The sequence below is a fragment of the Planomonospora antibiotica genome (assembly GCF_014647955.1).
In the GTDB taxonomy this organism is placed as follows: domain Bacteria; phylum Actinomycetota; class Actinomycetes; order Streptosporangiales; family Streptosporangiaceae; genus Planomonospora; species Planomonospora parontospora.
The window spans coordinates 146,032-167,602 of the sequence record NZ_BMQE01000002.1 but is presented as its reverse complement, the minus strand read 5'-3'; the positions used below and the strand labels follow the sequence as shown (position 1 = coordinate 167,602).

Sequence of the window (21,571 nt, the reverse complement as noted above, 5' to 3'; positions counted from 1 at the left end):
GCCATGCCACGCGTGGATCACGTGCGCTGCGCAAGAGGTAACACCGGTTCATGAACTCTGACAAGATCTTGTAAAGGATGATATATCGGTGTAATAGGTCTTGCTGCTACCCGGCCTGCCACAGGTAGGAGATGGGCAGCGCGGTCAGCCTGTCCCCGAAGGGCAGCGGATCCGGGCTGAAGCTGAGAACGTAGCCGTGGACGAAGGCGTCGCCCAGCCGGTCGCGCAGTCTGCTCAGATGGGTGAAGCTCCTCCCGGTCACGGTCAGACCGGACTTGACCTCGATCCCGACGATCCGGCCGTCGGGCCGCTCGACGATGATGTCGACCTCTCCGCCGTCGCGGTCGCGGAAGTGGAACAGTTCGGCTCTGGCCCGGGACCAGCCGAGCTGCTTGCGGAGCTCGTTCACCACGAACGTCTCGACCAGCTGGCCGCGCCTGGCGCCGTCGTCGTCGAGCAGCCCCGCCGGATCGGCGTCCAGGAGATGGGCGGCGAGGCCGGGGTCGGTCAGATAGATCTTGGGCGACTTGACGATGCGTGATGTGAGGTTGGTGGACCAGGGGCTCAGCCGCGCGGTGAGGAAGACCGTCTCCACGTAGGAGAGGTAGTTCCGTGTCGTCTCCCAGCTCTGCTCCATGGCCTGGGAGAGGTGGGTGTTCACGATCGTGCAGCCGAGGGACGCGGCCAGCAGGGACAGCAGACGGGGGATCGCATTCTGGTGCCGGATGGTGGCGAACTCACGGATGTCACGGGTGGCGATCATCGTGACATAGCTTCGGAACCAGCGCGCCCGCCTGCTGGGGGCGGTGCTGAACAGCAGCTCGGGATAGCCGCCCTCCACCGTCACGCGCAGATAGTCGGCCCGGCTCCACCGGGAGTCGGCGACGAGAAGGCTGCGTGGTTCGGTGAAGGCGCGGAGAAGGAAATCCGGTGAGGCTGCGACGCGCTCACTGACGGCGAGCGGCCAGAGTTCGATGAGCGCGGCCCTCCCGGCGAGTGACTCGGAGAGAGTCGGGACGGTGAGGAACCGCGCCGATCCGGACAGGATGAACTGCCCGCGATCGCGGTTCTGGTCCACAACTCGCTTGATCGCCCGGAGAAGCGAGTCGCCGCCGCGCTGAATCTCGTCGATCAGAACCGGCGCGGGCTCCTGCCGGGCGAAGGTCGCGGGATCGTCGAGTGCGGCGTTGAGGATGGCTTCGTCATCGAGTGTCCGGTAGACACCGCCATGGCGTCGCTGGAACTGCTCCAGAAGGGTGATCTTCCCTGATTGGCGCGGACCGTTGACGATCACGATGCGGAATGAGCGCATCAGGTCTTCGAGTTCGGCCTCTGCCAGGCGAGGGACGAGATCGGGCATGCTTCCGAACCTTCCGGTGAGGAGCCGACGGCTCCGCATCGAGGATCCGCCAAGGTCTCATTGAGGATTCGTCGCCCTCAAATCGAGGATCGGCCAGGGTTCTATCGAGGATTTGTCGCCATCGTATCGATGATTTGGCGGGAAGTTATCGAGGATCCGCCGGGAGAAAGAGCCTGATCCGTCAGGGAACGGCCGAGCCCTCGGCAGCGGGCTGCCGAGGGCTCGGGGCGCGGGTGGACGTCTCCGATGGCCAGGCCGTACGGCCCGGGCCCGGCCGCGGCGGGTCAGTCGAACGGGATCCAGGCCCGCTTGTCCAGGCCGTCCAGGGCGTTGACCGCCAGGCCGAGGTCGGAGACGGTCCACAGCGCGTCGCCGATCACGACCGAGCGGCGGATGCCGGGGTCGTAGGGGGCGATCCGGGTGTTCTCCACCGGCTTGGGCGCGGGGTGGACGACGGTCCCGGCCCGGGTGACGGCGGCGTCGCCGACCGTCAGGACCAGGGCGGCGCCGTTGGTCTGCTCGGTGCCGTTCCAGGTGCTCAGCGGCAGTACGGCGGTGCCCGTCGGCGCCCAGTACAGGAAGGCGTGCGGGTCCCACTCGGCCTCCGAGCCGGAGTCCTTCTGGAAGAACCGCGCCAGCCGGCGCGGGTTCGCCGGGTCGCGGACGTCGAAGAGGGAGACCTGGGTGCCGAGCGTGCGGCCCTGCTCGCTGGCCTCCTGGCCGATGCCGATCAGCCGCCCGTCGCCCGCCGGGTGCAGGTAGGCCGAGTAGCCGGTGATCTTCAGCTCGCCGGTCCTCCTCGGCGCGGCGGGGTCGCGCAGGTCGAGCACGTAGAGCGGGTCCACCTGCCGGAACGTCACCACGTAGCCGGTCGGGCCGATGAACCGGACCGAGTAGATCCGCTCGCCCTCGCCCAGGCCGCCGACCCGGCCGACCTCGGCCAGGGTGTCGGACTTGAGCGCGTACACGGTGCTGGAGCTCGTCTTCCCGGTCTCCAGGGTGGTCGCCACCCGCAGGTGCCCCTCGTGCTCGGACAGGGAGTACTGGTTGAGCAGCCTCCCGGGGACCCTGCCGGAGGCGGCGTAGCGCGGCGCGCCCGGCGCGGTGACGTCGAACCGGTGGATCTCGGTCTCCTCCGGCGGCAGGACCGGGGTGGTCGCCGGGGCGGACGTCTCCGTCCGCGGGGGCAGCGTGACGGTCTCCTCGGCCGGGGTCGGCTCGACCTCCGGGGCGGCGCCGCCGGGCGGGGCGGGGCTCTGGGCGGTGGAGTCGGGCAGCGGCTTGGGCTCCTGCTCCACGATCGTGGGGCTCGGGCGGGGCGCGGGCTCCTCGTCGACGATCACGTTGTCGATCGGCCTGGCCCACCACGAGCGCGGGTTGCTGGTGACGTACAGGCTGGACCCGGTGCCGTAGACGGTGTCGCCGTCGGCGGCCACGCCGATCGGGGCGGTCTCCGCGAGCGCCCGCTCACCGCCGGCCAGGTCGAGGCTGTGCACGGTCAGCATCGAGGTGCCGGTGTACTCGCGCGGGTGGCTGATCCGCCCGCAGTCGACCGTGCGCTTCTCGGTCCGGCCGTCCGCGCCGGTCACCTGGTAGGTCGGCAGCCACGCCTCGACGGGCGCGGTCTTCACCGCCTCGACGTTCCTGCGGGTCCGCTCGGCGTCCGTGGCGTCGGGCCCGGCGTCGGGGAAGGTGAGGGCGGGCTGGCTGCGGACCACGAGCCGCACCGTCGAACCGACCATGCGCGCGTCCACGTGCGAGCCGTCCGGGGTGATCGAGCCGATCACCTCCGGCTCACCGGACAGGTCGACGAGCACGTAGCGCGGCCCCGGGCTCGGGGCGATCTTGGCCGTCGCGCCGTACGGGATGATCCCGCCCCCGGAGAACAGCACCAGCGCCCGGTCGCCGCTGACCAGCAGGTCGGCCGGGGCCCACGCCTGCTCGGCCTCGACCAGCCGGAGCGTGCCGGTGACCTTCCGGCCGGCGGCGTCGACCACCCGGAGCACGCCCCGGTTGACGGTGATCACCCGCTTGCCGTCGGTCTTCACCAGGTCGGGCTCGTCGACCCCGGCCTCGTGCGTGTTCGTGGTGGAGTGCTCGGGAGCCTCCTGCTTGGCGCTCCTGGCGGCCGAGTCCTCGGCGAGCGCGTACGTGACCGGCCCGCCCAGGCCCCACGGCCCCACGTGCTCCGCCGTGGCGGCGCGCAGCCCGGCGAGCAGGTCGTCGCAGCCGCTGTAGGCGACCAGTCGCACGTCCCCCAGCTCCACCGGCGCCGTACGGCCCGCGCCCGATCCTCCCGGGGCGGCGGTGCACGCCGTGGCGAGCAGGGCGGCGGCGGCCAGGGTCGCGCCGGCCGTGCGAATCGATGTCCTCATGCCCCTACGACGGATCGGCGGCGCGTCCGGTTCAGCCGTCCGCCGATCGGCGGGCCCGGCCTCCTACCGACCGGTAGCCGTACGCCGTTCTACCGAATACCCTTCCGGCATGGCTGCCACTCTCGGAGCGATCCGGACCCTCGACCGGGACATGATCGAGCGCGTCGTCCGGCAGGTGACCTCCAGCGGGAAGACCCGCGAGGTCTCCGCCCCCTTCACCGGGGAACCCCTCGCCGAGCTGCCGCTCTCCACCGCCGACGACGTCCGCGCCGCCCACGCCCGGGCCCGCGAGGCGCAGGCGGCGTGGGCGGCGCTGCCCGCCCGGGCGCGCGCCCTGCCCTTCCTCCGCCTGCACGACGCGATCCTGGAGCGCCGCGAGGAGATCCTCGACGTCGTCCAGTGGGAGACCGGCAAGGCTCGGCGGCACGCCTTCGAGGAGGTCGCCGACGTCGCGGGCTGCAGCCTCTACTACGCGCGGCGGGCCCCCGGGCTGCTGGAGACCAAGCGGCGCGCGGGCCTGTTCCCGCTCGCGACGAAGGTCGTCGAGGCCCGTCGGCCCAAGGGCGTCGTGGCGCTGGTCTCGCCCTGGAACTACCCGCTCTCGCTCGGCGTGACCGACGTCGTCCCCGCCCTGCTCGCCGGGAACGCGGTGGTCCACAAGCCCGACACCCAGACCGCCCTGTCCACGCTGTGGACGATCGACCTGCTGGTCTCCCTGGGCATGCCCCGCGAGATCTGGCAGGTCGTGCTCGGCGATCCCGCCGAGATCGGCGACCCGCTCCTCGACGACGCCGACTACGTGGCGTTCACCGGCTCCACCCGGACCGGCCGGAAGATCGCCGAGGAGGCCGCCAAGCGGCTGATCGGCTGCTCCCTGGAGCTCGGCGGCAAGAACCCGATGATCGTCCTCGACGACGCCGACCTCGACGTGGCCGCCCAGGGCGCGCTGCGCGCCTGCTTCACCAACGCCGGGCAGCTGTGCATCTCCATCGAGCGGCTCTACGTCCACGACGCCGTCTACGACGCGTTCACCGAGAAGTTCGTCCGCCTGGTGAAGAACATGAAGCTCGGCGCGGGCCTCGACTGGGACGTGCAGATGGGCTCGCTCACCTCGCGGCGGCAGCTGGAGGCGGTCGGCGCCCACGTGGACGACGCCGTCGCCAAGGGCGCCCGCGTGCTGGCCGGGGGCCGGGCCCGACCCGACGCCGGCCCGCTGTTCTACGAGCCCACCGTCCTGGCGGACGTGGACGAGACCATGGACCTGTGCCGCGAGGAGACCTTCGGCCCCGTCGTGTCGCTCTACCGCTTCACGGACGAGGACGAGGCCGTGGCGATGGCCAACGACACCGTCTACGGCCTCAACGCCTCCGTCTGGACCCGGAACCTGCCGCGCGGCCGCGCGCTGGCCGCCCGGATCAAGGCCGGGACCGTCAACGTCAACGAGGGGTACGGCGCGGCCTTCGCCTCCTACGACGCCCCCATGGGCGGCATGAAGTCCTCCGGCCTGGGCCGCCGCCACGGCTCCGAGGGGCTGCTGAAGTACACCGAGGCGCAGACCATCGCCTCCCAGGCCACCTGGCTCGGCCTGGAACCGCTGCCCGGGATGGCCTACGACAGGTACACCGACGTGGTCGTGAACCTGCTCAAGGTCATGAAGGCGCTGCACCTGAAGTGAGCGCCCGGCGCGGGCGGGACGGCGAGAGGCGTCTCCTCCCCCGGCGCCGGAGCGGTCAGAGCGCCCGGCGCGGGGCGGGAGGCCGGTGAGTGGAGGGAGGGCCCGGGTGTTCGACTACGACGTGCTGGTGATCGGATCGGGGTTCGGCGGCAGCGTCACCGCGCTCCGCCTGACGGAGAAGGGCTACCGGGTCGGGGTCCTGGAGGCCGGACGGCGCTTCGACGAGAGCACGCTGCCGAAGACCTCCTGGCGGGTCCGCGACTTCCTGTGGGCGCCCGCCCTGGGCATGAAGGGCATCCAGCGCATCCACGTGCTGCGCGGCGAGAAGGGCACCGGCGTCATGGTGCTGGCCGGCGCCGGGGTCGGCGGCGGCTCCCTGGTCTACGCCAACACCCTCTACGAGCCCCTGGACCCGTTCTTCGCCGACCCCCAGTGGGCGGGCATCACCGACTGGAAGGCCGAGCTGGGGCCGTACTACGACCAGGCCCGGCGGATGCTGGGCGTGGTGGAGAACCCGACCGTCACCCGCGCCGACGAGATCATGAAGAAGGTCGCCGAGCGGATGGGCGTGGGCGACAGCTTCCACCGGGCCCCGGTCGGCGTCTTCTTCGGCACGCCCGGCGCGGAGGCCGACGACCCGTACTTCGGCGGCGCCGGGCCGCGCCGCCGGGGCTGCACCGAGTGCGGCGAGTGCATGACCGGCTGCCGCCACGGCGCCAAGAACATGCTGACCAAGAACTACCTGTACCTCGCGGAGAAGGCCGGGGCCAGGGTCCACCCGGAGACCACGGTCACCTCGGTCCGTCCCCTCCGGGCGGACGGCGGTGACGGCAACGGTGACGGCGGCGGGTCCGGGGGCGGTTACGCGGTCGAGGTGCGGAAGACGGGCGCGCCGTGGCGGCGCCGGAGGCTCACCGCCGGGCAGGTGGTCTTCGCCGCCGGGACGTACGGCACGCAGCGCCTGCTCCACCGGATGCGGGCCACCGGGGCGCTGCCCCGCCTGTCCGGCCGGCTCGGCGCACTGACCAGGACGAACTCCGAGGCGCTGCTCGGCTTCGAGCGCCTGTCCGTCAAGGGCGACAAGCTCAACCGCGGCCTGGCGATCACCTCCTCCGTCCACCTCGACGCGCACACCCACATCGAGCCCGTCCGCTACGGCGACGGCTCCAATGCGATGGCGATGCTCCGCACCCTGCTGATCGACGGCGGGACCGGCGGCATGCCCGGTGGCATGCCCGGTGGCGGAACCGAGGGCGCGGCGGGTGGCGGGACCGACGGTGGGGCCGGCGGTGGCACGCCGCGCTGGCTGAGGTTCCTGGGCGAGGCGGCCCGGCGCCCGCACCTGCTGCCCAGGCTGTTCAACCACCGCAGGTGGTCCGAGCGCGCGCTCATCGCCCTCGTCATGCAGGCCAAGGACAACTCGATCACCCTGTCCCCGAGCCGCGGACCGTTCGGAGGGTGGCGGCTCCGCTCCCGGCCGGGCCACGGCGAGCCCAACCCCACCTGGATCCCGGCCGGGCACGAGTTCGTCCGGCACGCGGCCGAGGAGATCGGCGGCATGCCCGGCGGCTCCTGGCTCGACCTGTTCGACATCCCCGCCACCGCGCACTTCCTCGGCGGCTGCGCCATCGGCGACTCGCCGGCCTCCGGGGTGATCGACCCCTACCACCGCGTCCACGGCTACGAGGGCCTGCACGTCGTGGACGGCTCCGCGGTCTCCGCCAACCCGGGCGTCAACCCCTCGCTGACCATCACCGCGCAGGCCGAGCGCGCCATGGCCCTGTGGCCCAACAAGGGTGAACCCGACCCGCGTCCCGCCCCGGGCTCCGCCTACGTACGGCTGGCCCCCGTCGCGCCGGAGAACCCCGTCGTCCCCGCCGCCGCCCCCGGCGCCCTGCGCCTGCCCATCAGCGTCTCCCGAGGAGACCGCCGCCTTTAGGCGACGGGGGAATCGGGAGCGGGAGGGCCGCCAAGGCCCGAGCGTGCAGTGACCCGCTTGATCTGCGCATCCGAGATCCCTGTTCGCCGCATATTAGATAGACGACACTGTTATAATGATCGCGTGACTCGTCGGGTACGCACCTCCCCCGGTGCGGCGTACGACCTCGGGTACCACGTGGTGTGGTGCCCGAAGTACCGCCGCCCGGTCCTGGGCGGCCGCGTGAAGGACCGCCTGGAGGAACTGATCCGCGCCAAGGCCGACGAGCACGACTGGGAGATCGTGGCGCTCGAGGTGATGCCCGACCACGTGCACCTGTTCGTCAAGCCCCACCCGAAGAACTCGCCGTCGTACGTGGCCAACCAGTTCAAGGGCTTCACCTCCCACCACCTGCGCGCCGAGTTTCCACACCTGCGCTCCCAACTGCCCACCCTGTGGTCACGGTCCTACTTCGTGGCCACGGTCGGCACGGTGTCGGCCGAGACGGTGCAGCGCTATATCGAGACGCAGTACGAGCGGCCCAAAGGCGGTGGCCGTGCGTAGGTCGTACAAGTTCCTGCTCCGTCCCACGAGCAAGCAGGCCGCCGCGCTCGCGGCCTGCCTGGAGGACCACCGGCAGCTCTACAACGCCGCCCTGGAGCACCGCCGCACCGCCTATCGCAAAGCCGGGGTCACGATCCGCTACGGCGACCAGTCGGCCGAGTTGAAGCACATTCGCGGCGACGACCCGGACGGGCAGGGCCGCTGGAGCTTCTCCTCCCAGCAGGCCACCCTGCGCCGCCTCGACAAGGCGTTCCGCGCCTTCTTCGACCGGGTCAAGGCCGGGCGCACGCCGGGCTTCCCGCGTTTCAAGGGGCGGGGCCGGTTCGACACTGTGGAGTGGCCCAAGGACGGCGACGGCTGCCGGTGGGACTCCCAGCCGCAGCATCCGACCGCCACGTTCGTGCGGTTGCAGGACATCGGACATGTCCGGGTGAACCAGCACCGGCCGGTCAGGGGCCGGGTGAAGACGATCAGCGTGAAACGGGAGGGCCGCCGCTGGTACGTGGTGCTGTCGTGTGACGATGTGCCCGCCGAGCCGCTGCCCGCCACGGGCGCGGTGGCCGGGATCGACCTGGGCGTCGTCTCCCTGGTCACCACCAGCGACGGCACACACGTGGCCAACCCGCGTCACCTCGCCGCGACCGCCGATCGTCTCGCGACGGCGCAGCGCGACCTCGCACGCAAGAAGCGGGGCTCCCAGCGTCGTCGCAAGGCGGTGGCCCGTGTCGCCGCGCTGCACGCCAAGGTCCGCCGCCAGCGCCTCGACCACGCCCACAAGGCCGCGCTCGCCCTGGTCCGCGACTACGACATGATCGTGCACGAGGATCTGCGGATCGCGAACATGACCCGCTCGGCGTCCGGCACGATCGAGGCCCCCGGCCGCAACGTCGCCGCCAAGGCCGGTCTCAACCGTTCGATTCTGGATGCGGGTTGGGGGGTGTTCCTGCAGGTCCTCGCGTACAAGGCTGAAAGCGCCGGTCGAGAGCTGATCGCGGTGAACCCTGCCGACACCTCCCGCGCGTGCGCCCGCTGTGGGCACTGCGCGAAGGAGAACCGCGTCACCCAAGCCGCGTTCGTCTGTACGGCGTGCGGGCATGCCGCGCACGCCGACGTCAACGCGGCGGTCAACATCCTCAGGGCAGGGCTTGCCCTTCGTGAGGCTGCGGAAGCGGCTTAGCGAGAAGCCGCTCCCTTCAGGGAGCGGAGGAGTCACCGTCGGCATCACCTGACCGCCCGGCGAAGCGGCCCCCGCCCGCTCGCCCGAGTGTGGAGCCCGGAGTCTCGAGTGAGGAGCCCGGAGTCTCGAGCGCCGTCCCGCCCCGGGACGCCGGACGGCGGTCCGGCAGAATCCCCGTGTGATCTGGAACGTCGAGGAGTTCACCCGGGCCGCGGGCGCGACCGTCGAGCGGCTGGCCGCCTACGTGGACGAGAGCCAGCGCGGACTGCCGCCTGTCATCGCCCGCCGCCCGCCGCGCGAGCTGGCCGAGAAGCTCGGCCTGGCCCGGTGGATCCGCGAGGGCGGGATGACCCCGGACGACCACGCCGAGTTCCTGGCCGCCTACCTGGAGGAGGGGACCCGGCTGCACCACCCGGCCTCCCTCGGCCACCAGGTGGCCTCGCCCGACTTCCCCGCCGCCCTCGCCGACCTGGTCCACGGCGCCGCCAACAACCCGATGGCGGTCTACGAGATGGGCGCCTCGGCGGCGGTCGTCGAGCACGAGGTCGTGCGCTGGATGCTGGAGAAGACCGGGTACGGCGCGGCGGGCGGCGGCGTGCTCACCCACGGCGGGTCGCTGGCCAACCTCACCGCGCTGCTGGCCGCGCGGGCGGCCGTCGCGCCGGACGCCTGGACCGAGGGCGTGCCCGGCGACCTCGCCCTGCTCGCCCCCGCGTCGGCGCACTACTCGCTCACCCGGGCCGCGGCGATCCTCGGCCTCGGCGAGCGGGCGGTCGTGCCGCTGGAGACCGACCCGCTCGGCCGGATCGACGTCGCGCGGCTGCCCGACGCCTTCGACCGGGTGCGCCGGGCCGGGCGGCGGCCGATGGCCCTGGTGGCGAGCGCCTGCGCGACCGGGACCGGCCTCCACGACGACCTGCGCGGGATCGGGGAGTTCTGCGCCGAGCACGGCGTCCGGTTCCACGTGGACGGCGCCCACGGGATGTCGGCGCTGCTCAGCGACGAGCACCGGCACCGGCTCGACGGGGTGGAACTGGCCGACTCGCTGATCTGGGACGCGCACAAGATGCTGCGCACCTCCAGCCTGGCCGCCGCCGTACTGACCCGGCGGGGGAGCGACCTGGACGCGGCCTTCCGCCAGGAGGCGAGCTACCTGTTCTACGGGGATCCCCACGGTGACCGTGGCTCCGGCGATCCCGACGACTCCGCCGCCCGCGGCGGCCGGGGCATCGACTCGATCGGCAGGACCGTGGAGTGCAGCAAGGCCGAGCTGGGCCTGAAGGTCTTCCTCAACCTCGCCTGGCGGGGGGAGCGCGGCCTCGGCGACCACGTCGCACGGCAGTACGCCACCGCCCGCCGCCTGTGGGAACTGGGTCGGGAGCGGCCCGGCTTCACGTTCCCGTACGAGCCGGAGAGCAACATCGTCTGCTTCCGGTACGGCACCGGCGACCAGCTGGAGATCCGAGAGCGGCTGATGGCCCAGGGCTCCTTCCACCTGACCTCCGCCGAGATCGGCGGCGTCCGCCACCTGCGCGCGACCGTCATGGCCCCCGCCACCGACGACAAGACCCTGGAGTCACTGCTGGATGAGATCACTGTCTGACAGGCACTCCTGTCCTCTGCACCGTCCGTTGAGACGCTAAATGTAACCAATCGCTCGTCAAATGTAACCAGAAGCCCAGGAAATGTAACTAGCCTTCCGTTACATTTGGCTCATGGTCGAGAACTTGCCACATCTGATCGCGGAGCTGCGTGCCGCTGGTGGAGACGGTGCCGCGGTAGAGGTGAAGTCGGCGGCGGGCGGTCTGCCGGCATCCCTGACGCCGACACTCAGCGCTCTGGCGAACCTGCCGGGCGGCGGCACGATAATCCTCGGTCTCGACGAACGGACCGGGTTCCGGCCGGTTCCCTTGGCCGACCCGCAGGCATTGAAGCAGGGACTCGCCCTCAAGGCCCGGTCCTTCACTCCTCCGGTCCGCCTGACGATCGAGGACGCACTCGTCGACGGTTCGCCGGTCATCGTGGCGAAGGTGCATGAGTGTGATCGTTCGGCCAAGCCGTGCAGGGTGACGGCGACAGGAGCGTCCTATCTAAGGGGATATGACGGGGATTTCAGGCTCTCTGCCCTTGAGGAACAGGCATTCCTCAGTGGACGACAGGCTCCGATGTTCGACCGGGAACCGGTAGAGGACGCCACTTTTGACGACCTCGACCCCGAGCTGATCATGGCGTTCACCTCCACGGTCCGCGGACAAGACGCTCATGGTCTGGGGCGCTTCACGGACGACACCGAGCTTCTGCGCCGTGCCGGTGTCATCGACGCCGATCGCCGGCCCACGGTCGCCGGGCTTCTCGCTCTCGGCTTCTACCCTCAGCAGTGGTTTCCCCGGTATGCCGTCCAAGCCGCAGCCGAACCTCTGCCGGAGGATCCCGCTGGATCCCGCGCCCGCAATCAGGCGACGTTCACCGGTCCGATACCCAGGATGCTCGACCAGGCGATGCTCTGGGCCCGGCAGACCTTCGATGTCTCGATCGTTGCGAAACCTGACGGGACTGTGCACGATCGCTACTCGTATCCTCTGGTGGCCTTCCGTGAATTGATCGCAAATGCTCTTGTCCACCGCGATCTCGACCACTGGTCGGCCGGTCTGGCCGTAGAGGTGAGGCAGCGCCGTGACCGGCTCGTCATCACCAATCCTGGGGGGCTGTACGGCATCACTGCCGACAGGCTCGGGCATGACGCGGTGACCTCGGCGAGGAACGCGCGACTCGTGACGATCTGCCAATACGTTCGCTCCCCGGAAACCGGGGCTCGAGTCATCGAGGCCTTGGCAACCGGGATCCCAACGGTCAACGCCGCTCTGATCGATGCCGGGCTTCCCCCCGCTCACTACATCGATGCAGGTGTCAGGTTCACCGTGGTCCTGTATCGACCGACATCCACGGCGCTCCTCTCATCCCTGAATGCGGTCGAGTTGCGGGTCTACGACGCTCTGGCCACAGGGCAGCAGACTGTCAAGGATCTACAAGCGGCCCTCGGGCTCACGGCGCCCAACATCCGCAAGGCCCTCCGGGCTCTGCGGTCCGATGGGCTTGTCCAGCAGATAGGAGGAAGAGGCCAGTTCACTGCCTACCAGCGTGTCGGCGAATGATCTTCCGGGGTGTGCGCCTTGGAGGTCATGCCGTCGGTGTCAGCGTGTGCCGTACCCAGACGTTCGGCTCGACGTAGACGGCGTGGTCCTGCTTGGTGTCGCAGTGGACCGGGACCAGGGCGCCGGGCACATCGACGGGGCCGGCCGCCTCGAAGGGCAGGCCGGTCCACTGGCGCCACTCGGCCAGCGTGCCGGAGACCGTCATCGACCGGGGCGCCACCTTGACGATCTCGCCGCCCGCCCGGACGTGCACCCGCAGCCACGGATCGGCAGGGAGCCCGTCGGGCCGGGTCCGCGCGGCGTACTCCGCCATCGGGGTACGCGGCTCCAGGTGCTTGGCGTTCGGCCGCACCGGGGCGAGCAGCTCGGTGAAGCCCCGGCCGGCGGCGTTGTCCCGGAGCGCGCCCAGCATGATCGGGGACAGGCCGGTGCCGAGCAGGTCCCTGCGGACGGTGATCTCCAGCGCGGAGACCGCGGTGGCCACCTCGCCCAGCCTCCGGGTGTGCCAGGCCCACAGGATCACGGAGTCCCAGCCCCCGTCCGGCAGCTCCTCCCGGCGGGGGACGAAGGGCACGCTGAACGCCTTGGCCACGATCCGCCCGGGCTCGGCGTCGTCGTCGGCGACCAGGACGAACTCCGGGTAGCGGCTCGTGCAGACCTCGTAGTAGAGGTTCGCCATCGGGTCGCGCATCATGAACTCCGGCCAGGAGTTCTCCATCGACCACATGGCGTCGGCGAGTTCCGGGCGTTCGGCGAGGGTGGTGATCCGCAGGGTCATCCGGGAATCCTCTCAGTCTGATTCCTCCAGGTGTGACAGTTTTAGTGAGGATGTCCCGGCCGGACGGTGTCCTCCGCGATCCTCGCCGTCCTTCGCGGGTCCCTCCCCGGGTCTTTCGAGGGTCCCTTCCAGGGTCCTTCGCGGGGCGTCGTCCACCGCGGAGGCCGGAGGCCGGGGCCGTCCGGGAGCCTCTCAATCGCCCGGCACGGCGCCGCGATCGACGCCGCGGAGAAGGCCCCGGGGTCGGGCACATCGTCTACACGAGCCTCACCGCCGCCGGGGACCACCTGCCCTACGCGCTCGCGCCCTGCTCGGCCGTGCCCCGCGCTCCGCACTGGAGATCGCCGCCGCGTCCCAGCCCGGCTGACGGGGACGGCGGTGGGGAGGAGCGCGGCTCACGGCCCGATCGAGCGGTGGGGACGGGTTGCGTCCGGTCGGGCGGCGGGGACGAGTGACCGCCGGATCGGTCGGGGCGGCGGGGACGGGTCACGAGCCGGTCAGGGTGAAGGGGGCGCTCGCCCGGACGGCGCCGTTGACGACGATCTCCAGGACGCGCGGGCCGGGCGGCTCGGTCCGGGTCGTCACCGGCCGGAACGAGTGCGACTTGACCACGGTGATCTCCTGGCCGGTGGCGGCGACCGTGCGCTCACCGAGGTGGAAGACGCGGCGCGAGCCGTCGCGGCGGACGGCGTACCTGAGCACGAGCGGGCCGGGGGAGTCCGCCGAGACGGTGACCGTGAAGCGCAGCCGGTCGCCGACGGCCACCCGGTCGGCGTCCAGGACCAGTGCCCCGACCGAGCCGCCGCCCGGGGCGGCTCCCATCAGCTCCAGCGCGCCGGGGTGGCCGGTGCGCAGCAGGCCGCGCACGGCGTGGCGCAGGACCTTCTCGACGTGCGAGCCGCCCTCGGAGCGCCAGCGGGCGAGCAACCCGACCGCGGTCTCCGGGTGGTCCTTGGCGATGTCGTTGACGTGGTTGGCCACCGAGCGGCGGACGTATTCGCTGGGATCGTCGCGGAGCCGGTCGAGGATCGGCAGCGCCGGTCCGGGCTCCATCAGCCACCGCACCCGCGAGCCCCAGGGCAGCCGGGGCCGCGAGCCCTCCGACGCCAGCCGGCGCAGGTGCTCGTCGTCCGACTCCGCCCAGCCGTACATGATCTTCATGGCGTCGTCGCGGTGCCGGTCGAGGTAGGGCCGGACGGCGAACTCCCCGGTGGCGTACGGCGTGAGCGCGGCGAGCGCGGTCATCGCCTCGCCGAGGTGTTCGTGGCCGCGCGCCGCGATGTACTCGGTCGCGGGCCAGCCGCTCCACATGTCCAGCCGGACGCGGACCGCGCTCTCCCGCAGGATCTCCGCGGCGCGGGGGAACCCCGACGGCAGCGCGGCGCCGAGCGCCCGAGCGACGTGCCGGACGCGGTCCTTGAGCTCCAGGCCGTCCAGCCCGGCGGACGCCTCCGCGACGAACCGGTCCCGGGGGAAGGCCGCCCAGACCGCCGTCACGCCGTCGGCGAGCACGCCCGCCGAAGCAGGATTGATCATCTCCTTGAGAGGTTGCGCCATGGCGGTACGGTGCCAGAGCCCACCGACATTCCACCGGCGGCGTGCGGACCCCGCGGCCGACCCGCCGGGACCGGGGGCCGGACGCGGCGGGGAGGCGCCGGGCCTCTCGCCGCCCGTCCCGTCAGGATGGGGCCGCCGGGGAGATCGTGGGATAGCGTCGGCCGCTTGACATCCTCCCCAGCCTGAAGGCGAGGATTCCAACCGTCGCCGGTCGGTCTTCCTGCTTCACTGCCGATCGCCTTCCCGAGAGGACTCTCGTTGAGGTCTTACACCGGCTCCACAGGCGTTTTACCTCTCCGCCAGCCCGGCGGCGAGGATGTTCTTCGCGGCGTTGACGTCCCGGTCGTGGACCGCGCCGCAGGCGCACGCCCAGGTCCGGACGCCCAACGGCATGGCCTCCCGCAGCGCGCCGCAGGCCGAGCACAGCTTGGAGGACGGGAACCAGCGGTCCACCGTCACCACGGTGCGCCCGTACCAGGCGGCCTTGTACTCCAGCATCGAGCGCAGCTCCCGCCAGGAGGCATCCGAGATCGCGCGGGCCAGCGAATGGTTCTTGACCAGGTTGCGGACGGTCAGGTCCTCGATCACGACCGTTTGGTTCTCACGGACGAGCCGAGTGGTGAGCTTGTGCAGGAAGTCGCGGCGGCGGTCGGTGATCCGGGCGTGGACGCGGGCGACCTTCACCCGCGCCTTGGCCCGGTTGGCCGACCCGTTCGCCGTGCGGGCGAGGTTGCGCTGGGCTTTGGCGAGGCGGCGCCGGTCGGCCCGTTCGTGCTTCGGGTTGGTGATCTTCTCGCCGGTCGACAGCGTGAGCAGGGACGTGATCCCGGCGTCCACGCCCACCGACCGCTCTACGGGATCGAGCGGGCGGATCGTCTCCTCGACCAGGATGGACACGAACCAGCGCCCGGCCGCGTCCTTCGACACGGTCACCGTGGACGGCTCCGCACCCTCCGGAAGCGGACGCGACCAGACGATGTCCAGCGGTTGATCCATCTTCGCCAGGGTGAGCCGCCCGTCGCGCCAGCGGAACGCGCTTCGGGTGTACTCTGCCGACGCACGCGACTTCTTGCGGGACTTGAACGTCGGGTACTTCGCGCGTTTGGCGAAGAAGTTGGAGAACGCCGCTTGAAGGTGGCGCAACGCCTGCTGCAACGGGACCGACGACACCTCGGACAGGAAGTCGTGGTCGCCGCTGCGCTTCCACTCCGTCAGGCGTGCCGACGACTCCACGTAGGAGACGCGGCGGCCTTGCAGGGTGTAGGCGCGGGTGCGTTCCTCCAGGGCCTTGTTGTAGACGAGGCGGACGCAGCCGAACGTCCGGGCAAGCTCGTTCGCCTGCTCGGGGGTCGGGTGGAAGCGGTACTTGTAGGCCCGCTTCACGATCTGCGCCATGCTTCACATCATGCCATGCGATCGGTTAAGAATCGTATGTTCGTTCGATACGGCGGTTCTCCTGGCGGTGAATCGCCTGCTCCTGCCCTGCTCCGCAGGGGTCCGATTCCTTCCCCGCCTGAAGGCGGGGGTTTCCTCGGAGGTTTCTGATGAGTGAACTCGACCCCCGCCTGCGGGCGGTGTGCGACCTGTCCGTGGCCGGTGTCCGGGAGATGGCAGGCCGGCACGAGTACGACGGGCGGATCCAGGACCTCTCGCCCGAGGGCGTGCGCGCGGGGCTGGCCGCGCTGGGCCGGGGACCGCTCCCGGACGACCCCTACGACGCCGCCCACCTGGAGATCTTCGAGGAGCACGCCCGGGTCGCGTACGGCGAGCTGGAGCTGTACCGGCGCAGCCCCATGGAGCACCTGGAGAACCTCGATCTGGCCTGCTACGACCGGGAGTACGCCCCGGCGGAGGAGCGGGCCGCGGCCCGGCTGGCCCACCTGGCCCGCTGGCCCGAGGCGGTGGACAACGCGATCGCCGCGCTCGACCGGCTGAGCGCGCCGGTCGCCACCGCGCTGCTCGGCACCGTCCGGGGCCTGGCCGCCGGGGTGCCGCGGCACGGTGTCGACGACGCCGTGCGGGAGGCGGCGCTCAAGGCGCACGCCCGCCTGGCCGAGCACGTCGAGGAGGCCGCGCGCGCCGGAGACCCCGACGCCTCCCTCGGGGCCGGCGGCCTGGCCCGGCTGATGGGCGCGGGCGAGGGTCTCACGGTGGACCTGGGCAGGCTCGCCGCGCGGGCCGACGCCGAGCGCGACCGGCTGATGGCGCGGCTGGCCGAATCGTGCGCGAAGCTGGGCCGCGGGGACCGGCCGCCGCTGGACGTCTGCCGCGAGCTGGTCCGCGACCATCCGGGCATCGACGGCGTGATCGACGCCGCCCGGGAGGGCACCGAGCGGGCGATCGCCTTCACCCGGGAGAAGGACCTCGTCCCCTACCACGACGGCGAGTGCCTGGTCGGCCTGGCGCCCGAGTCGCGCCGCTGGGCCATGGCGATGATCAGCTGGGCCGCGCCCGGCGAGCCCGAGAGCCCGTCGTGGTACCACATCACCCCGCCCGACCCCTCCTGGCCGGAGCAGGAGATCGAGGAGTGGCTGGAGGTCTTCAGCGCCACCACGCTGCCCGCGATCAACGTGCACGAGGTCGCCCCCGGACACTTCTCGCACGGCCGGGCCCTGCGCCACGCGTCCTCCGACGTGCGCCGGACGCTGATGTCGCTGGCGTTCTGCGAGGGCTGGGCGCACTACGCCGAGGAGCTCTGCGTCGAGGAGGGCTTCGCCCCGGACGACCCGCGCTTCGAGATCGGCGTGTGGCTGGAGGCGCTGATCCGGGTGACCCGGCTGGCCTGCGCGATCGGCGTGCACACCGGGGCGATGACGGTCGAGGAGGGCGCGCGCCGCTTCGAGGCCGACACCCACCTGGCCGGCCCGGCCGCGCTCTCGGAGGCCCGCCGGGCCACCTTCGACCCGACCTACGGCCGCTACACCTGGGGCAAGCTGGAGATCCTCGACCTGCGTGAGCGGGCCAGGGCGGAGTGGGGCGCGGGCTTCACGCTCAAGCGCTTCCACACCGCGATGCTGGACCTCGGCTCCCCGCCCCTGGGCCTCCTCGGCCGCGCGCTCTAGGCTCCCCGCCCTGGGCCTCCTCGGCCACGCGCTCCAGGCTCCCCGCCTCTGCCGGGCCTCGTCGTCCGGGCTCCGGGATCCCCGGGGCCCGGACGACGGCCGCTCAGCGTCCCGACGGCACCAGTGTGGCGACCAGCGCGCGGGAGGTGGCGTCGGCCTGGCGCGCCACGGCGCCGGCCAGTACCGCGGCGGTGTCGGCGTCGCCGGCGTTGGCGGCCTCCTCCAGGGTGGTGCAGGTCGCCGAGAGCCGCCGCCCGGCGAAGGCGGCGCTGCTGCCCCGGAGCTTGTGGGCGAGCCGGGCCAGCTCCCGCAGGTCCCTGCGGTCGGCCGCGTCGACGATGGCGGCGGTGGCCGCCGAGGCGTTGTGCAGGTAGGACGGGAGGAACTTCTCGGTGAGCTTGGGCCCGATGTCGCGCAGCTCGTCGAGCACGTCCGGGTCGAGCAGTTCCTCGGCGTCGGCGGAGCGGTCGGCGACCGGCGCCTCCGGGACCCTGCGGGTGCCGCCGGGGCGTGCGGCCGGGACGATCGGGTGCCCCGGCTCACCGGCACCGGCACCGGCACCGACACCGGCATCGACACCGGCACCGCCGCCGTCGGCACCCGCACCGCCGCCGATACGGCCGACGTCGCCGGTACGGCCGGCCAGGGCCGTGCGCAGTACGGCGTCGAGCTGCTCCTTGCGCAGCGGCTTGGTGAGGAACGCGTCCATGCCGGCCGCCAGGCAGCGCTGTTCGTCGGAGGCCAGGGCGGAGGCGGTCAGCGCGATGACCGGGACGGCGCTCAACGGGGCCGGCAGCGACCGGATCCGCTCGGTGGCCTGGTAGCCGTCGAGACGCGGCATCTGGCAGTCCATGAGCACGGCGTCGTACCGGCCCGCCTGCAGCAGGCGCAGAGCATCCTCTCCATCTCCGGCGACGTCGGCGGCGTAGCCGAGGCCCGCGAGCATCTCCACGACGACCTGCTGGTTGACCTCGTTGTCCTCGGCCACCAGGATCCGGAGGCCGTTTCCGCGTGCGCGGTCCACCGCGGACGGCACGCCCACCGCGGACGGAGCGGACGGAGCGGACGGAGCGGACGGAGCGGACGGAGCGGACGGAGCGGACGGAGCGGACGGAGCGGCGTCCGGAGCCGGGCCCGGGACCGCGCCCGCGGCGCCGGCCGTACCCGTGGGGGCGGGCCCGCGGCCGAGCAGCTGCAGCAGCCCACCGCGCAGCTGGGCGGCGCGCACCGGCTTCGTCAGGTACACCTCGATGCCGCACTCCCGGGCGGCCTGCGCCTCGCCGGCCTGGTTGGTGGAGGTCAGCATGGCCAGCCGGGTGCCGTCCAGGACGGGGTCGGCGACGATGGCGCGGGCCAGCCGCAGGCCGTCGAGGTCGGGCATGTGCATGTCGAGCAGGGCGACGGTGAACGGGTCGCCCGCTTCGGCGGCCTCGCGCAGGACGGCCAGGGCGCTGCGGGCGTCCGGCGCGCTGTGCGCCCGCACGCCCCAGCCGGCGAGCAGGTCCCTGACCACCCGGCGGTTGGTGAGGTTGTCGTCGACCACCAGCACGCGCACCCCCGCCAGGTCCGCGGCGGGGTGCTGCGGCACGGCCGGCAGCGCGGCCGCGCCGGGCAGCGGCAGGGTGAAGTAGAAGCGGCTGCCCTCGCCGGCCGTGCTGGACAGGCCGATCGTGCCGTCCATCAGCTCGACGAGCTGGCGGCTGATGGTCAGGCCCAGGCCGGTGCCGCCGTAGCGGCGGGTGGTGGAGGTGTCGGCCTGGGTGAAGGCGTCGAACAGGCCGTCCTGCCGGTCGGCGGGGATGCCGATCCCGGTGTCGGTGACGGCGAAGAGCACCTGCCGGATCCCGGAGCCCGCCTCGGCGGGGCCGACCCCGACCTCGACGACGACCTCGCCGCGCTCGGTGAACTTGACGGCGTTGGAGACCAGGTTGGTCAGCACCTGCCGGATGCGGTGCACGTCGCCGCGGAGCGCCGGTGGGATGGCCGGGTTCACGACCGCGGCGATCTCCAGTCCCTTGGCCTGCGCCGAGGCTGCCATCAGGCTGACCACGTCCTCGACCAGCAGCCGCGCGTCGAAGTCGACGGGGTCGATGTCGAGCTTGCCCGCCTCGATCTTGGAGAAGTCGAGGATGTCGTTGATCACGTTGAGCAGCGCGTCGGCGGAGCTCTGCACCGTGTTCAGGTAGTCGCGCTGCCGGTCGTCGAGGCCGGTGTCCAGCAGCAGGGTGGTCATGCCGATGACGCCGTTCAGCGGGGTGCGGATCTCGTGGCTCATGTTGGCCACGAACTCCGACTTCATCCGCGAGGCCGTCAGCGCCTCGTCGCGGGCCGCGGCCAGTTCGGCGTCGGCGCGCCGGTCCTCGGTGACGTCGCGGATGAACGCGTTGAAGGTCACGCCGTCGTCGGTGGAGGACGACCACACGGTCATCTCGGCGGGGAAGACCGTGCCGTCGTGGCGGAGGGCCTCGATCTGCACGTAGCTGCCCGTCGAGGGCAGCGCGCCGCCGGCGAGCGCCCGCGCGAGGTTCGCGGAGTGGTAGGCGCGCTGCGCCGGGGGGATCGTGAGCTCGACCGGGTTCCGGCCCAGCGCCTCCTCGGCCGACCAGCCGAAGGTCTCCTCCGCCCGGCGGTTCCACCGGATGATCCGGCTGTTGCGGTCGACGACGAGGAACGCCTCGCCGGCCGCGTCGAGGATGGCGCCGACCTGCTCCTCCCGCCGGACCAGGTCGGCCTCGGCGGACCGGCGGCGGCGCTCGGCGTACGCCGTCAGCACCAGCCCGCCCATCAGCATCTGCGTCAGCGCCAGGGCGGCGGCCATCACCCGGCCGGCGAAGGCGTCCGCGGGGGCGAAGGCCTCGGCGGTCGGGATCTCGGCGTTCACCGCCCAGCCGAGCTCGGGCAGGGGCCGGTAGGCCACCTCCCGGGCGGCGCCGCCCTCCAGCCGCCGCCCGGTCCCGCTGCCTCCGGCCAGCGCGGCCCAGACGTGCTCGTCGCGGGTGCTGGTGAGCAGCCCCGACCCGTCGTCGCCGCCGGACAGCACGGTGCCCTTCTGGTCGGCCAGCGTCAGCCGTACCTGCTGCACGCCGGCGAGCCGGTCGGTGAACGCGGTCAGGACCTGCACGTGGTAGCCCGCGGCGACGACCCCGACGATCCGGCCCTCGCCGTCCTTCACCGGCGCGGCGACCGCCACCACGCGGTGGTTGCCCGCCACCGGGGTGGCGAACGCCTCCGACACGTACGCCCTCCCGGTGCGCAGCACGCCCTGGAAGTAGTCGCGGCCGGAGAAGTCCGTCCCCACGGCGGGGGAGGAGGGGCTGATCGCCAGCAACGTGCCGGAGCCGTCCAGCGCCCACGCGCCGAAGAGCGACGGGTCGTGCGCCTGCAGCTCCGTCAGGTGCCGGTCGAGGTCGCCGCCGGTGGTCATGGCCCTCCGCAGCGACGGACGCTGGGCGTAGGAGGAGACCAGCTCCCGCGTCGCGTTCATCCGGCTGCCGATGTAGCCGGCGCTGACGTCGGCGCCGGTCACCAGCCGCCGCTCGACCTCGGCGCGCACCGCGCCGGTGTTCTCCTGCACCGACAGGTACGCCAGCCCGGCCAGGGGCAGCAGCGCCAGCAGCACGACGGCGGCGGTGAGCGACAGGATCGAGTTGCGCAGCGCCGTCCGGGCGGGGGCGTGGGTGAGGGTGCGCCCGGCCGAGACGACGACGTGCGTCAGCGCGAGCGCGGTGAGCGCGAGCGAGACCACGGCGACCGGGAGGAGGTGGTCGGAGGAGGACTGCACCGCGCGCACCACGGGCAGCGTCCCCAGTGCCACCAGAACGAGGATCAACGGCAGTCGGAGAAAACGCCTCATCGGCCAGGGCCCCCTGCGCTCGTCGGCTGTCATCGCGTTCCCATCGGCGGGGACGGGCCGACCTTGAGGGAAGCCGGGAGGCGGCTCACCGGGGCGGGCT

The 21,571-nt window shown here is 72.2% G+C and carries 12 protein-coding genes and 1 pseudogene; 7 read left to right on the top strand and 6 right to left on the bottom strand.

Annotation, left to right across the window (positions count from 1 at the left end; genetic code table 11):
* Positions 1-106: 106 nt before the first annotated feature.
* Both IEZ06_RS02535 and IEZ06_RS02530 read right to left on the bottom strand, forming a co-directional pair.
* Positions 107-1,360: an ATP-binding protein gene (locus IEZ06_RS02535; RefSeq protein WP_189235026.1), complete on the bottom strand. Its 1,254-nt coding sequence runs from the start codon at positions 1,358-1,360 to the stop codon at positions 107-109.
* A gap of 284 nt (positions 1,361-1,644) precedes the next feature.
* Positions 1,645-3,735 (bottom strand): beta-propeller domain-containing protein, encoded by a 2,091-nt coding sequence (locus IEZ06_RS02530; RefSeq protein WP_189235025.1) that lies wholly within the window; start codon positions 3,733-3,735, stop codon positions 1,645-1,647.
* A gap of 109 nt (positions 3,736-3,844) precedes the next feature.
* On the opposite strand from IEZ06_RS02530, the gene IEZ06_RS02525 reads away from it, so the two are divergent.
* From IEZ06_RS02525 to IEZ06_RS02500, 6 genes are all read left to right on the top strand, one after another.
* On the top strand, positions 3,845-5,410 hold the full coding sequence (locus IEZ06_RS02525) for a succinic semialdehyde dehydrogenase (RefSeq protein WP_189235024.1): 1,566 nt from the start codon (positions 3,845-3,847) through the stop codon (positions 5,408-5,410).
* A 106-nt stretch (positions 5,411-5,516) separates the two neighbouring features.
* Positions 5,517-7,349, top strand: coding sequence for a GMC oxidoreductase (locus IEZ06_RS02520; protein WP_189235023.1), 1,833 nt, complete (start codon positions 5,517-5,519; stop codon positions 7,347-7,349).
* A 123-nt stretch (positions 7,350-7,472) separates the two neighbouring features.
* The gene (tnpA, locus tag IEZ06_RS02515; protein ID WP_189235022.1) at positions 7,473-7,892 is read left to right on the top strand and encodes an IS200/IS605 family transposase; all 420 of its coding nucleotides are present in this window, start codon (positions 7,473-7,475) and stop codon (positions 7,890-7,892) included.
* On the top strand, positions 7,885-9,069 hold the full coding sequence (locus IEZ06_RS02510) for an RNA-guided endonuclease InsQ/TnpB family protein (protein WP_229797730.1): 1,185 nt from the start codon (positions 7,885-7,887) through the stop codon (positions 9,067-9,069). The genes tnpA and IEZ06_RS02510 overlap by 8 nt, the downstream gene beginning before the upstream one ends.
* Before the next feature lie 178 nt (positions 9,070-9,247).
* Complete coding sequence (locus IEZ06_RS02505; protein WP_189235020.1) at positions 9,248-10,672, top strand: pyridoxal phosphate-dependent decarboxylase family protein; 1,425 nt, start codon at positions 9,248-9,250, stop codon at positions 10,670-10,672.
* Positions 10,673-10,784: 112 nt separating this feature from the next.
* Positions 10,785-12,221: an ATP-binding protein gene (locus IEZ06_RS02500; protein ID WP_203871782.1), complete on the top strand. Its 1,437-nt coding sequence runs from the start codon at positions 10,785-10,787 to the stop codon at positions 12,219-12,221.
* Between the two features lie 25 nt (positions 12,222-12,246).
* On the opposite strand, the gene IEZ06_RS02495 is transcribed toward IEZ06_RS02500, so the two are convergent.
* The 3 genes and pseudogenes from IEZ06_RS02495 to IEZ06_RS02485 all read right to left on the bottom strand — a co-directional run bounded on the left by IEZ06_RS02495 (position 12,247) and on the right by IEZ06_RS02485 (position 15,951).
* Positions 12,247-12,999, bottom strand: coding sequence for an N-acetyltransferase (locus IEZ06_RS02495; protein ID WP_189235019.1), 753 nt, complete (start codon positions 12,997-12,999; stop codon positions 12,247-12,249).
* 486 nt (positions 13,000-13,485) lie between these two features.
* Positions 13,486-14,556 (bottom strand): DNA alkylation repair protein, encoded by a 1,071-nt coding sequence (locus IEZ06_RS02490; RefSeq protein WP_189235018.1) that lies wholly within the window; start codon positions 14,554-14,556, stop codon positions 13,486-13,488.
* 121 nt (positions 14,557-14,677) lie between these two features.
* Positions 14,678-15,951: pseudogene (locus IEZ06_RS02485) on the bottom strand (RNA-guided endonuclease InsQ/TnpB family protein).
* Between the two features lie 149 nt (positions 15,952-16,100).
* Here IEZ06_RS02485 and IEZ06_RS02480 point away from each other — a divergent pair.
* Entirely contained in the window at positions 16,101-17,618 is a 1,518-nt protein-coding gene (locus IEZ06_RS02480) for a DUF885 family protein (RefSeq protein WP_189235016.1), read from the top strand.
* A 103-nt stretch (positions 17,619-17,721) separates the two neighbouring features.
* Here the strand turns inward: IEZ06_RS02480 and IEZ06_RS02475 are convergent, their stop codons facing one another.
* Positions 17,722-21,432, bottom strand: a complete 3,711-nt coding sequence (locus IEZ06_RS02475; protein WP_189235015.1) for a response regulator — start codon at positions 21,430-21,432, stop codon at positions 17,722-17,724.
* Positions 21,433-21,571: the final 139 nt, after the last annotated feature.